Source organism: Cronobacter sp. EKM101R, from assembly GCF_963888145.1.
GTDB lineage: Bacteria > Pseudomonadota > Gammaproteobacteria > Enterobacterales > Enterobacteriaceae > Cronobacter > Cronobacter turicensis.
In genome coordinates, this window is the sequence record NZ_CAWPHW010000071.1 from 62,754 (window position 1) to 77,292 (window position 14,539).

A 14,539-nucleotide genomic window follows, 5' to 3' on the forward strand; every position below is an offset into this window, starting at 1 on the left:
GCTTTTAACCGCGGGGCGCGCCCCGCAGTCTATGGATAAACAAGGAAACGACGTAACGATGAACAGGAAGCATCTCGCTTATCTTTTTCTGGTGCCGCTGCTGGTGGCCTGCTATGCCGTCTGGCAGCACTGGCGTGTTAGCGACATTCTTGAGAGCGTCGACAGCTCCAACAGCCTGATTCAGACGGCGAGCGACGCGCTGCAACACGATCCGAAAGCGATCATTGAATTTACCAGCGACGGGAAAAACTACCGCGTTCCGGCGACAGAAGTGATTGAGAGCGAACGGAGTGTTCAGAACGAATACGCCGGCCAGATCATGCTGGCGCGCACCCAGAGCGGGCTGGCGTCCTTCGCCGTTGGGCTGGCGCTGCTGTGCATTGTGCTGAACGCCGGGGCGATCGCGCTGTGTCGGCGCAGCGTGACCCTCGCGAAGCAGTCGCAGGACGCGCTGGTGCAGGCGTTTGATAAGTGCCGCAAGCTGCTGCCGTGGCTCATGGTCGCGCAGATCGTCTGCTGCGGGCTGGCGCTGTTCGCGGTCGTCGGGTATGAGACGCTCTGGTTCGCCACGCATTACAAAATGAACGCTGGCGGCCTCAAAGTGATGCTGTTCGCGCTGGTGATCCTGTTCGGTATTCTGTGGGTGCTTTATAAAAGCCTCGGCAGCATTCGTCGCTGCTTCGCGCTGTTCCAGCCGGAACCGAATCATGTGGTGGGCCATAATCTGACCCGCGAACAGGCGCCCGCGCTCTGGAGCATGGTGGAAGCGCTGTCCCGGAAAACCGGGGCGATGATGCCGGATAACATTGTGGTCGGGATGCTGGAAGGCTTTTATGTCACCGCCAACAGCGTGCAGCTTGAAGACGGGCCGCTGCTGACCGGCCAGACGCTCTATTTCCCGCTCACGTGGGCGGCGCTGCTGGATAACGACGAAACCTGCGCGGTCATCGGCCACGAGCTAGGCCACTTCGCAGGCCAGGATACGCAGTACAGCCTGCGCTTCGCGCCGCTGTATGCGGGTATTACCAACAGCATCAACACGATGGCGCAAAACCAGCAGAGCGCGCCGTTTATCGATCACGTGGTGCTCTATCCGTCGCTCTATATGGGCGTCTACTTTATCGAACAGCTGCATGAGACGGTGAGCCACTGGAGCCGCATCCGCGAGCACGCCGCCGATGAGATGGGCGCGCGCGCCAGCTCACCGCAGGCGCTGGCGTCGTCGCTGCTGCGTATTTCCGCCGTCAGCGAGCCGCTGAACAACACGCTCGACGATTTCTTTAACGGTAAACCGGGCTTTGAGGATCTGGTGGCCGCGCTGGTGACCCGCTTGCGCGAAGAAGGTTTTGGCGATATCCAGCGTTATCTGGAGCACAAAGCCGCGCACCCGACCGACAGTCACCCGCCGTCACGCGCGCGTATTGAGGCGCTCGGCTGCGCTATCGATGACTCGCTGATTCACCACGCCACCCGCGCGGTGCCGCAGGATCCGTGGGAAAACCTGCGTCTGTGGTTCGCGCAGCCTGAGGCGCTGTCCGGCACGATGACCGGCGAGCTCGCCGGGAAAGCCGCCGAGCATCGCGAAGAGTTCCGCCGCGAGCTGGAAGAGGTTGTGCAGCAGTCCGGCGAGGCCGTCACGCTCTACTCCGGCAAAAAAGTCTTTTTCGTCGGCGGGATTCTGGCGGCGGTGCTGTTTGTCGCGACGGTCGCTATGCTGAAAATTGTTAATCCTTTTACTATTCAGGGCGTTGACGACGGTAAAATCGTCGCCATCGCGATTGGCACGGGGTTGCTGGGCTTACTGACCTGTTACGTGCTCTGGCAGCAGTGGCAGAAGCGTGAAATCCCGTTCCTGACGATGACGCCCGATTCGCTGCACTGCCGTCAGTTCACGGCGGGCATTCCGTTGAGCGCGATCGAAGATTTTTCGGTGCAAACCGCCAACGACACCACCACCGTGACGCTGATTTATCGCGAAGGGTTTGAGCCGCCGCGCGCCGTTGGCGGCCGCTGGAAAAACTACACCCGCGTGAAGCGCGGCAAGCGTAAGCTGGCGTTTGTGTTTATTGGCGGGCTTCGCGAAGGGGACAGCCGTAAGGCGTACTCCGCCGACATGCTGGTAGAGTTGCTGGTGCGTAACCTTAACGCCATCCACGCGCGCGACGCGCTGTCGCGTTTCTCGTAAGGGAAGCGGCGCGGCCTGCGGGCCGCGCTGTTAGGCCTGCGCCTGCAACAGCAGCAGGTCGATAAGCATCACCAGATTGGATTCAAACGAGGTGATCCCCGCCGCTTCGGCGGCGAAATGGATAGCCTCGTCATACAGTGGAAAATGCAGCCCGGAGAGCTCCGCCAGTGGATTTGGCGACGCGCGGGTAAACGCCACGACCTCCATGCCGACATTGCGGGCGATGCGCGCTTTATCGAGCACCTGTTCCGTTTCGCCGCTGCGCGAGACCGCAATAAACACCTCATAGCGCGCCGCGTTGCTGAGAAAAATATTACGGCTGTCGCCGGGGCCGGAGATAAAGGCCGTCTTGCCGAGCACCTGTAATTTCTTAGTGAGGTATTCCGCAAACAGATACGAAAACCCCGCCCCGTAGAGAAAAAACTGCTCCTTTTCGCGCAGCAACTGGCTGAAAGCGGTGATTTTCTCCGGCGTCACCCAGCGAAAGGTCTGCTGATAATTGTCGACAAAGCGGTTAAACAGAGCGGGCAGGGCGTCGGGCGCGGCATCGGGTTCAATGGCGAGATGGGGTGTGTCAGTAAGCAGTTGCTTACAGTGCCAGATCAGTTCGCTGTAACCGCTGAAGCCAAGCTTATGACACAACCGCATGATGGTGGCGGTGGAAACAAACGTCTCCTGCGCCAGCTCGCGCACCGTGATATTTCCCACCCGCAGCGGGTGCGCCGTCAGGTGGGAAAGTACGCGATACTCGGCGCGGGTCAGCGACTCGCCGCGCATCAGCAACGGCGTCAGGCGGTTATCCATTATGGCGCCGGTTCGATGGGCAGATCGTCGCGCGCGCCCCATTCACTCCAGGAGCCGTCATAGAGCTTCACGTCATGTGCCTCAAGGGTGGCGAGAGCGAGCATTACCACCGCCGCCGTCACGCCAGAACCACAGCTGGCGATAATCGGGCGCTGCAGATCCACGCCCTGGGCTGCGAATATTTCGCGCAGTTCGTCGGTGGTTTTGAGCTGGCCTTTGACCACCAGATCGGTCCACGGCACGTTCAGCGCGCCGGGAATATGGCCGCGCCTCAGGCCCGGCCGCGGCTCATCGGCTTCGGCGTTAAAGCGCGCCGCCGGACGGGCGTCGACGATCTGTGCGGTTTTCTCGTGGCTTGCCAGTAAGACATCGGTCAGGCGTTTGACCAGCCCGTCGTCAAATTTGGCTTCAAACTCGCCTTCCGGCGCGTCGACCACGCCCTCTTCCAGCGGCAAACCGTCGCGCTGCCATTCGGCAAGGCCGCCCGCCAGAATCGACACGTTTTGTACGCCGAAGGCGCGCAGCATCCACCAGGCGCGCGGCGCCGAGAAGAGGTTGCCTTCGTCATAAACAATCAGGTGTTTGTCGTGGCTGACGCCCAGCTCGCGCATCGCGACCGCGAACGCCTCCGGGCGCGGCATCATATGGGGCAGGGGGGTTGAATGATCGGACAGCGCTTCGATATCGAAAAAGCGCGCGCCGGGAAGATGGCCCGCGCGATATTCTTCCGCCATATTGCGCAGGTGTTCCTGGCCCGCAGGGGCCATACGGGCGTCGAGGATCTGAATTTCCGGGTCGTCGATATGCTCTGCAAGCCAGTGGCTCGCGACAAAATAGGATGTGGACATGGCGTTCTCCGTGTCATCGCTGAGGAACGGATTGTCAGCGCTTTTTCATCTCACCACAAGCCACCATTGCTGATGTCGCGAGCGGGCTCCGGTTATGACGCTGCTTCGCCGTTCACCCAGGCTTTTTGCAGCGCCGGCCAGTAGTCGCGGTTCGCCTCAATCATGTCATCGAGGATCGCTTTGGCGTGCTGCATCGTGGGGACAGTACGGTTAAGTGTAAACGCCTGCAGCGCTTTTTCGTAGCTGCCTTCAAGCGTCGCCTCGACCAGCAACTGCTCGGAGGCGAGCTGCTGCATCAGCAGCGTCTGGTGGAACAGCGGCACCGCGCCCATGCGCACCGGCTCCGGCCCGGCGGCGGTGATATACGCCGGCACTTCTACCATCGCGTCGTAAGGCAGGTTGGCGATAGCGCCTTTGTTTTCGACAATCACCAGATGCCGCTGGCGTAAATCAAACGCCAGCGAGCAGGCGACATCGACAATAAACGCGCCGTGGACGCCCACATGGAACGCATCCGGCAGAATGCCGGTACGCTTATACTCTTCCGCCGCCGCGAACAGTTTTTTCTCACGCCCGTCCATCACTTCATTGGCGCGGGTGTAATCCGGGTTCTGGTGCTCCACTATCTCGTTTGGCATCAGGTAATACTGTAAGTACGGGTTCGGCAGATAATCCGGGAAGTTATCCATAATCGGCTTAATGTTGCGCCAGGTTTTCACCCATGACGGATCGGAGTGCTGCGGATCCGTCTGCGCCGCGTCTTCGGTCAGCAGGCCGAATTTCGCGATATGGCGGCGCAGCGCGGGCAGTTGATCTTCGCCATCCACCAGCACGCGGGTAAACCAGCCGAAGTGGTTCAGGCCGAAATAATCCACTTCAAGCTTGTGGCGGTCGACGCCGAGGATAGCGCCCATATTGCGCATCGCCGCCACCGGCATGTCGCAGATATTTAGCACGCGGGCGGTCGGGCGCAGGCGACGCACGCCTTCCGCCACAATCGCCGCCGGGTTGGAGTAGTTCACAATCCAGGCCTTGCTGTCGGCGTACCGCTCCACCATGTCGATAAGCTCCACCATCGGCAGAATGGTGCGCAGGCCATAGGCGAGACCGCCAGGGCCGCAGGTTTCCTGGCCCACCACGCCGTGGCGCAGCGGAATTTTTTCATCCTGCTCGCGCATTTTGTACTGGCCGACGCGCATCTGGGCGAACACAACATGCGCGCCGCTGAACGCCACTTCCGGGTCGCTGGTGGTGGTAAATTTGATGGACTGGCTGTGGTCGCGGATCACTTTCTCCACCACCGGCGCGATCGTCTCCTGACGCGCGCTGTCGATGTCATAGAGACGAATTTCGGCGAGCGGGAAATCGTTTAAGCGCACCATCAGGCTTTTCACAATACCCGGCGTATAGGTGCTGCCGCCGCCGGCGATAGCAAGAATAAAGGGAGGTTTCAACATCATCAGCTCCTGTCAGAGAAACATTTCGACTGCTTCACGCATTTTTTTCACATGCAGTCCGTAGACCACCTGAACGTTATTGCCTTGTTTAATCACCGCTTTCGCACCCGTCGCTTTCAGACGCGGTTCATCGATAACGGCCACGTCGCGCACCGTAACGCGCAGACGGGTGTAACAGTTATCCACCACTTCGATATTGGCCCGGCCGCCCAGCCCTTCGATAATCGCTTCGCCGAGACCGTCGTTCGTGCCCTTCGCCTGGTATTCCTGTTTGCTGTAGAGGCGCGTCTCCTGGTCGTCATCCTCGCGCCCGGGCGTTTTCATGTTGAAGCGCAGGATCAGGAAGCGGAACACGGTGAAATAGAGCGTCGCCATAATCAGCCCGACCAGCAGATACATCGGCCAGTTCGATTTCGTCGTGCCAAGCGGCAGGTTGTAGAGAATAAAATCGATAATGCCGTTGGCGCCGATGGCGTGAACGTCCAGCAGATAGAACAGCATCATGCCGATGCCGGTCAGCGCCGCGTGCACCACGAACAGCAGCGGGGCGATAAACAGAAATGAAAATTCGATAGGCTCGGTGACGCCCACCAAAAGGGACGTCAGCGCCGCCGGGATCAGAATCGCTTTGGCGGCGGCTCTGCGCTCTGGTTTGGCCGTCATATACATCGCCAGCGCCGCTGCGGGCAGGCCAAACATCTTGCTAATGCCGCGGGCGTCCCACACCACGGTCGGACTTAACTGCGTGACGGAAGGGCAGGCCATTTCCGCGAAATAGATGTTGCGCGCGCCCTGGTAGACCGTGCCGCAGACGTCCTGGGTGCCGCCAAGTTCGGTATAGAGAAACGGCGTATAGACCAGATGATGCAGGCCGGTCGGCACCAGAATGCGTTCCAGAAAGCCATATATCGCCACGCCGAACGCGCCTGCGCCTTTGATCGCCAGCGCCATCGCGCTGATGCCGTGCTGGGCGAAGGGCCACAGTTCGCTCATCACCACGCCTAATACCATCGAAACCGGCAGCATAATGATGGCGACAAAACAGTGGCCGGAGTAAATCGCCATCGCGCCCGAGAACTGCACGCCGGAGTAGCGGTTATAGAGCCAGCCGGAGAGCGCGCCCGTCAGAATGCCCGCGAACACGCCCATCTCCAGCACCTGCACACCAAGCACCATGCTTTGCCCGGCCGCGCGCATTTGAGCGGCGGGCGCCAGCGCGCCCTGCAACTGTAACGTCACGTTCATGGCGTTAATAAACACGATAAACGTCACCAGCCCTGTCAGCGCCGCGTAGCCTTTATCGCGCGCCGCAAGACCAATAGGGATGCCGACGGCGAAGACCAGCGCCAGGTTCGCCAGCACCGAGACCGCCGATTTGGCGATAAGCTGCCCGGTGTGTTGAAGGGCCGGGTGGCCGAGAAACGGCAGATAACCCGCAAGGCTGCCATTCCCCAGTACGTTGCCGAAGGCGATAAACAGGCCGACAATCGGCAGAATCAATACCGGTCCGTAAAGGGACTTGCCAAAATTTTGTAGGGCGTTTACGGCGTATCTCATTTAGCTCTCTCTTTTTTATCGTCTGGCTAAACCACCTGATGTGCAGAGGCACCGCTCAAAGGTAGCAACTCGCCGCATAAAGAAGCCAGTTATCTGATTGTTTTAAAAACAAATAACTCTGAAGGTAACATGTAACGTTACGCACTGTGATCGCGGTAACATCCGGGGGGAAGTGAGGAGAAAGGCAGCGTTTTGCAGGCCGTTGCAGAGAATTTGCAAAGCATCCTCCGCTATTTATTTTTGGTGGTTTTTTTTTGTCATCGCTTTTAAGCATAATAGCCGCCGTTACCGGAAACCGACGGCCACTACGGCCAGGGAAAACTATGAAATCATTGCGTCTGGCTGTCATCGCGACAGCATTACTGGCGTCTTTCACTCTCGGCGGGTGCGACGACAAGGAGAGTGCTTCCGCCGACTCCGCCGCGCCGGCGGCTCAAAGCAGCGCCCCGGCGTCGCAGGCCAGGCCGCAGGCGGCCGATCTGCAAAAGCTGGCGCAGCAAAGCGCCGGTAAGCCGCTCAAATTACTGGACGCCTCAGAGGTTCAGCTTGATGGCGCCAGTACGCTGGTGCTTACCTTCTCGGTGCCGCTTGATCCCAACCAGGATTTCGGCCGCGTGGTGCATCTTGTCGATAAGAAAGAGGGCAAGGTGGACGGCGCGTGGGAGCTTGCGCCGAACTTAAAAGAGCTGCGCCTGCGCCACCTTGAGCCGAACCGCGAACTGGTGCTGAGCGTCGATCGCGAACTGCTGGCGCTCAATAAAGCCACCTTTGGCATGGCGTATGAGAAAGCCCTGACCACGCGCGATATCGCGCCGAGCGTCGGGTTTGCGAGCCGCGGCTCGCTGCTGCCGACCAAAGTCGTACAGGGGCTGCCGGTGATGGCGCTCAATATCTCAAGCGTCGACGTTAACTTCTACCGCGTGAAACCGGAATCGCTGGCGGCGATGGTCAGCCAGTGGGAGTACCGGAATTCACTCAGCAACTGGGAATCTGACCAACTGCTGAAAATGGCGGATCTGGTCTATACCGGGCGTTTTGATCTCAATCCGGCCCGCAACACGCGCGAAAAACTGCTGCTGCCGTTAAGCGACATCAAGCCGCTGCAACAGCCGGGCGTCTATCTGGCGGTGATGAACCAGGCGGGGCATTACAACTACAGTAACGCCGCGACGCTCTTTACGCTTAGCGACGTCGGTCTTTCGCTGCACCGCTATCATGACCGCATGGATATTTTCACCCAGAGCCTGGAGAACGGCGCGGCGCAAAGCGGCGTCGAAGTGCGTCTGCTGAACGATAAAGGACAGACGCTGGCGGAAGCGACCAGCGACAGCACTGGTCACGTGCGTCTGGATAACCCGAAAGAGGCGGCGCTGGTGCTGGCCCGTATGGGCGAGCAGACCACGATGCTCGATCTCAACCTCCCGGCGCTGGATCTGGCGGAGTTTGATACCGGCGGCGATCGCGGCTACAGCAAGCAATTCTTTATGTTTGGCCCGCGCGATCTTTACCGTCCTGGCGAAACGGTGATCGTCAATGGTCTGCTGCGCGACAGCGACGGCAAACCGCTGGCGGCGCAACCGGTGAAATTCGAAGTGGTGCGCCCGGATGGCCAGGTGGCGCGTACGCAGGTGGTGGAGCCGAATAACGGGCTTTATCAACTGACCTGGACGCTTGATGCTCAGGCCGCGACCGGCCAGTGGGTGATCCGCGCTAATACCGGCGACAACCAGAACCGCAACTGGCTCTTCCATGTAGAAGACTTTATGCCGGAGCGTATGGCGCTCAACCTCAACGTGCAGAAAACGCCGCTGGCGCCTTCGGATACAGTCAATTTCGGTATTGAAGGCCATTACCTCTACGGCGCGCCTGCGGCAGGCAATAGCCTGCAGGGCCAGCTCTATCTGCGTCCGCTGCGTGACGCGGTGCCGCAACTGCCGGGCTTCCAGTTCGGTAACATCGCGGAAGAAAACCTCTCCCGTAGCCTCGATGAAGTGCAGTTGAATCTTGACGACGCGGGTGTCGCGCAGGTCGCTACCGAAAGCCAGTGGCAGGATGTGCGCTCTCCGCTGCGCCTGATTTTGCAGGCGAGCCTGCTGGAATCGGGCGGTCGCCCGGTCACCCGTCGCGTCGAACAAGCCATCTGGCCTGCCGATGCGCTGGTGGGCATTCGCCCGCAGTTTGGTGAGAAAGCGGTCTACGACTACCGTACCGACGATACCGTCAATCAGCCGATGGTCGATGAAAACGGCAATGCCGGTTTCGATATCGTCTATGCCAACGCGCAGGGCGAAAAAGTCGCCGTGAAAGGCCTGAAAGTGCGTCTGGTGCGCGAACGTCGCGACTACTACTGGAACTGGTCAGATTCTGAAGGCTGGCTGTCGCAGTTCGACCAGAAAGATCTGGTGGAAGCCGAGCAGACTATCGATCTCGCTGCGGGCGAAACCGGCAAAGTGAGCTTCCCTGTGGAGTGGGGTTCGTATCGCCTTGAAGTGGTCTCGCCTGACGATCTGGTCAGCAGCATGCGCTTCTGGGCCGGTTACAGCTGGCAGGATAACAGCGACGGCGCCAGCGCGCCGCGCCCGGATCGCGTCACGCTGAAAATCGACAAACCGTTCTATCAGCCTGGCGACACCATCAAGCTGCACATCGCCGCGCCAGCCGCAGGCAAAGGCTACGCGATGGTGGAATCCTCTGAAGGCCCGCTGTGGTGGCAGGAAATCGACGTGCCGGAGAAAGGGCTCGATCTGGACATTCCGGTCGACAAAGCCTGGAAACGCCACGATCTCTATCTCAGCACGCTGGTGGTCCGCCCTGGCGATAAATCCCGTTCCGCGACCCAAAAACGCGCGGTCGGCCTGCTGCATCTGCCGATGGGCGATGAAAACCGTCGCCTGAACCTGACGCTGGAAACGCCGGCGAAAATGCGCCCGGACAGCACGCTGTCGGTGAAAGTGAAAGCCAGCGTGAAAAACGGCGAACTGCCGAAGCAGATTAACGTTCTGGTTTCGGCTGTAGACAGCGGGGTGCTTAACATCACCGACTACGTCACGCCGGATCCGTGGCGCGGCTTCTTTGGCAAGAAACGCTATGGCGCGGATATCTATGATATCTACGGCCAGGTGATTGAAGGCCAGGGCCGTCTGGCGGCGCTGCGCTTTGGTGGCGACGGCGACGAACTAAACCGCGGCGGCAAACCGCCGGTCAACCACGTCACTATCATCGCTGAACAGGCGGTGCCGGTGCAGTTGAACGACCAGGGCGAAGGCACGATTACGCTGCCGGTCGGCGACTTTAACGGCGAACTGCGCGTGATGGCGCAGGCCTGGAGCGACGACCGCTTCGGCAATGGCGAAAGCAAAGTGATTGTGGCGGCTCCCGTGATTGCCGAGATGAGCACGCCGCGCTTCCTTGCGGGCGGCGATACCTCGCGCCTGGCGCTGGATGTCACAAACCTGACCGAACAGCCGCAGCAGCTTAACGTCACCTTTAGCGCCAGCGGCCTGGTGCGCCTGGATGCGCAGTCGACCCAGCAGGTGAACCTGAAAGCGGGCGGGCGCACGACGCTGTTCGTGCCGGTCGCCGCCAGCAACGGGTTTGGCGACGGCGCGGTACAGGCGCAGATCACGGGGCTTTCGCTGCCGGGCGAGCGTTTCGCGCCGATTATGCGTGAGTGGAAAATCGGCGTGCGTCCGGCGTATCCGGCGCAGACCGTCAACAGCGGCGCGATGCTGCGTGCGGGTGAAATCTGGACCGTGCCAGCCTCGCATCTGCAGGGGCTTAACGCTTCCACGCTGGAAGGCCGGTTGTTGTTGAGCGGTCGTCCGCCGCTCAATATCGCCCGCTACATTGAAGAGCTGCGCGCTTATCCGTACGGCTGCCTTGAGCAGACCACCAGCGGTCTGTTCCCGTCGCTGTACACGAACGCCGCGCAGCTCAAAGCGCTTGGCATCAAAGGCGACACCGATGAACAGCGCCGCGCGGCGGTGGATATCGGCATTGCGCGCCTGCTTGAGATGCAACGCGAAGAGGGCGGATTTGGTCTGTGGGATAAAGAAAGTCCGGAAGAGTACTGGGCGACGGCCTATGTGACCGATTTCCTGGTGCGCGCCGGCGAGCAGGGCTACAGCGTGCCGGCCGAGGCGCTGAATAACGCCAACGCGCGCCTGCTGCGTTATCTCCAGGATCCGGCCACCATCGCGCTGCGTTACAGCGAAAACAACGCGGCCTCGCGCTTTGCGGTGCAGTCCTATGCCGGACTGGTGCTGGCTCGTCAGCAGAAAGCGCCGCTCGGCGCGCTGCGCGACCTCTGGGAGCATCGCGCGCAAGCGGGCGGCGGTCTGCCGCTGGTGCAGCTTGGCGTGGCGCTGAAACTGATGGGCGATGCGCCGCGCAGTAAAGCCGCGCTGGATCTCGGGCTCAAAACCGAGCGGCCGCATAATGATGTCTGGCTTGGGGACTACGGCAGCGATCTGCGTGACGATGCGCTGAAGCTGAGCCTGTTGCAGGAATATAATCTGCAGGCTGACACACAAAGTACGCTGCTTAACGCGCTTTCTGATGAAGCATATGGTCAGCGCTGGCTCTCCACCCAGGAAAGCAATGCGCTGTTCCTTGCGGGCCGCAATCTGGTAAACCAGCCGGGGAACTGGCAGGCGCAGACCACGCTGGCAGGCCAGTTCATGAGCGGCGACAAAGCGCAGAGCGTCGCGCTTAACGCCGATCAGCTTGGCGCGTTGCAGGTCACTAACACGGCACAGACCCCGCTCTGGCTGCGTCTTGACAGCCAGGGTTACCCGGATGTCGCGCCGCAGCCGTCAAGCAACGTGCTGCATATTGAGCGGCACTACCTCAACAGCAAAGGCGAGTCGATTTCGCTCTCCAACCTGAAGAGCGGCGAGCTGGTGCTGGTATGGCTTGAAGTTTCGGCCAGCAAAACGGTGCCTGACGCGCTGGTGGTCGATCTTCTCCCGGCCGGGCTTGAGCTGGAAAACCAGAACCTGGCGAACGCCAGCGCCAGCCTGAGCAGCGCGGGTGAGGCAAGCGATCTTATCAACCGCATGCAGCAGATGGACATTCAGCATATGGAGTTCCGTGACGATCGCTTCGTCGCGGCGCTGCCGGTGAACGAAGGCGTTAACGCCACGCTGGTCTACATGGCGCGCGCCGTGACGCCGGGCACCTATAAAGTGCCGGCGCCCCAGGTCGAGTCGATGTATGTGCCGCAATGGCGTTCGACGGGTGCGACTATTCCTGCGTTGACCATCAACCCCTGACAGGTGAGCTGTGATTAAAAGCCTGTTTAAAAGGCGCCGCCGCTGGATAACTCTGGCGGCGGCGCCGCTTTTATTGTGCGTTGCGCTGTGGCTTGCCGATAAGTGCTGGCCGCTGCCGTTGTATGAGGTGCAGCCCGCGCGCGTGGTGGTGGCCCAGGACGGCACGCCGCTCTGGCGCTTCGCCGACAAAAACGGTATCTGGCGCTACCCGGTCACCCTTAACGATGTCTCGCCGCGCTATCTTGAGGCGTTGCTGAACTATGAAGATCGCTGGTTCTGGCGTCATCCTGGCATTAACCCGCTCGCTATCGCGCGCGCGGCCTGGCAGGATCTGCGCTCCGGCTCGGTCGTCTCCGGCGGTAGTACGCTTACCATGCAGGTGGCGCGACTGCTGGATCCTCATCCGCGTACGTTCGGCGGCAAGCTGCGCCAGGTATGGCGGGCGATGCAGCTCGAATGGCATCTCTCCAAAGCGGAAATCCTCACGCTCTACCTGAACCGCGCGCCGTTTGGCGGCACGTTGCAGGGAATTGGCGCCGCCAGCTGGGTGTATCTCGGCAAGCCGCCATCAAGACTAAGCTATTCCGACGCCGCGCTGCTGGCGGTACTCCCGCAGGCGCCAAGCAGGCTCAGGCCCGACCGCTGGCCGGATCGCGCGCAGGCGGCGCGCGACAAAGTGTTGCGCCGGATGGCGACGCAGGGCGTCTGGAGTGAAAAACAGGTACGGGAGTCGCTGGAAGAGCCCGTATGGCTGGCGCCTCGTCAGATGCCGCAGCTCGCGCCGCTGCTCTCACGGCGGCTGGTGACGCAGCGTCGCGACACCAAAATCACCACCACGCTGGATGCCGCTTTACAGCGCCAGCTTGAAGATCTGGCGCTGAACTGGAAAGGCCGTCTCCCGGCGCGTACCTCGCTGGCGATCCTGGTGGTCGATCACACCACCATGGAAGTGCGCGGCTGGGTCGGTTCGGCAGACATCAAGGACGACGCCCGTTTTGGCCATGTCGATATGGTGACGGCGATTCGTTCACCCGGTTCGGTGCTCAAGCCTTTTGTCTACGGACTGGCGTTGGATGAAGGGCTTATCCATCCGGCTTCGCTGTTACAGGATGTGCCGCGTCGCTTCGGCGACTACCGGCCTGGCAATTTCGACAGCGGTTTTAACGGGCCGGTGAGCATGAGCGAGGCGCTGGTGCGGTCGCTGAACCTGCCCGCCGTCCAGGTGCTGGAAGCCTACGGGCCGAAGCGCTTTACGGCGCGGCTGCGTAATGTCGGGCTGGCGCTGCGCTTTCCGCCGACGGCGCAGCCAAGCCTTGCGGTGATCCTGGGCGGCGCGGGCGCCAGGCTTGATGAGATTGTGGCGGCCTACAGCGCCTTCGCCCGCCACGGCCAGGCGGCGCGTCTGCGTGTGGTGAAAGGCGATCCGCTGGTGGAGCGCCCGCTGATGTCGCCGGGTGCGGCATGGATTATCCGCCGTATCCTTGCGAACGAGGCGCAGCCGCTGCCGGACGGCTCGCTGCCGCAGGTGGTGCCGCTCGCCTGGAAAACCGGGACCAGCTACGGCTATCGCGACGCCTGGGCCGTGGGGGTGACGTCGCGCTATCTGATTGGCGTCTGGACCGGCCGCCCGGATGCGACGCCGGTCGCCGGACAGTTTGGTTTCGCAAGCGCCGTGCCGGTGCTCAACCAGGTCAATAATCTGTTGCAGGCGGGCGCCGCCTCGGCGGTTCAGCAGGCGAGACAGCCGGTCGACCCGCGTCCGGCGTCGGTGTCGGCGGGAACCATCTGCTGGCCAGGCGGGCAGCACCTACCGGCGGGCGACAGTAACTGCCGCCGCCGGTTGTCGACGTGGCTTCTTGATAACAGCGAACCGCCGACGCTGCTGGCCGAAGGGCAGGAGGGGAGCCGCGGCATTCAGTTCCCGCTGTGGCTTAACGCGAAAGGCGAGCGGGTGGCGGCGGATTGTCCGCACGTTTCTGAAAGCCGCGTGTTGCTCTGGCCGCTGCCGCTTGAACCGTGGCTGCCGCCCGGCGAGCGGCGAGCGGCACGTCTGCCGCCGGTCTCGCCGCAGTGTCCGCCGGTGCATCAGCAGGATCTGGTGCCGCTGCTGCTGACCGGCGTGCGCGAGGGCGCTGTCCTGAAACGGCTACCGGGGCAGGCGGCGTTGTCGCTGCCGCTGCGCAGTCAGGGCGGCGGCGGACGTCACTGGTGGTTTTTAAACGGCGAGCCGCTCGATAAAGAAGGCGACAGCGTGACGCTGACCTTTGATAAAAGCGGCGATTATCAGGTCTTGTTGATGGATGAAGCCGGGCAGATTGCGGCCGCGCAATTCAGGGTAGAGTAAACAAAAAGCCCAAAAAGCGCGCTTTCGACATTAAGTGTTGCCAAAGGTAATATTATTTTAAAAAAATGTTA

At 61.1% G+C, this 14,539-nt stretch carries 7 protein-coding genes; 3 read left to right on the plus strand and 4 right to left on the minus strand.

Annotation, left to right across the window (positions count from 1 at the left end; all coding sequences use genetic code 11):
* Positions 1-58: 58 nt before the first annotated feature.
* Entirely contained in the window at positions 59-2,185 is a 2,127-nt protein-coding gene (locus tag AACV31_RS21795; RefSeq protein ID WP_165156027.1) for a M48 family metallopeptidase, read from the plus strand.
* A 30-nt stretch (positions 2,186-2,215) separates the two neighbouring features.
* Here the strand turns inward: AACV31_RS21795 and AACV31_RS21800 are convergent, their stop codons facing one another.
* The 4 genes from AACV31_RS21800 to AACV31_RS21815 all read right to left on the minus strand — a co-directional run bounded on the left by AACV31_RS21800 (position 2,216) and on the right by AACV31_RS21815 (position 6,851).
* Complete coding sequence (locus AACV31_RS21800) at positions 2,216-2,989, minus strand: MurR/RpiR family transcriptional regulator (RefSeq protein WP_165156029.1); 774 nt, start codon at positions 2,987-2,989, stop codon at positions 2,216-2,218.
* The gene (sseA, locus tag AACV31_RS21805; protein ID WP_165156031.1) at positions 2,989-3,837 is read right to left on the minus strand and encodes a 3-mercaptopyruvate sulfurtransferase; all 849 of its coding nucleotides are present in this window, start codon (positions 3,835-3,837) and stop codon (positions 2,989-2,991) included. Before sseA ends, AACV31_RS21800 begins: the two co-directional genes overlap by 1 nt.
* Positions 3,838-3,929: 92 nt before the next feature.
* Positions 3,930-5,294: a 6-phospho-alpha-glucosidase gene (locus AACV31_RS21810; RefSeq protein WP_165156118.1), complete on the minus strand. Its 1,365-nt coding sequence runs from the start codon at positions 5,292-5,294 to the stop codon at positions 3,930-3,932.
* A gap of 12 nt (positions 5,295-5,306) precedes the next feature.
* Entirely contained in the window at positions 5,307-6,851 is a 1,545-nt protein-coding gene (locus AACV31_RS21815) for a PTS transporter subunit EIIC (protein ID WP_165156033.1), read from the minus strand.
* A gap of 323 nt (positions 6,852-7,174) precedes the next feature.
* Here AACV31_RS21815 and AACV31_RS21820 point away from each other — a divergent pair, with 323 nt between their 5' ends.
* The gene (locus AACV31_RS21820) at positions 7,175-12,124 is read left to right on the plus strand and encodes an alpha-2-macroglobulin family protein (protein ID WP_165156035.1); all 4,950 of its coding nucleotides are present in this window, start codon (positions 7,175-7,177) and stop codon (positions 12,122-12,124) included.
* A gap of 13 nt (positions 12,125-12,137) precedes the next feature.
* Positions 12,138-14,468 carry a peptidoglycan glycosyltransferase PbpC gene (gene pbpC, locus AACV31_RS21825; protein WP_165156120.1) on the plus strand — a complete coding sequence of 777 codons (2,331 nt, stop codon included), beginning with the start codon at positions 12,138-12,140 and terminating at the stop codon, positions 14,466-14,468.
* Positions 14,469-14,539: the final 71 nt, after the last annotated feature.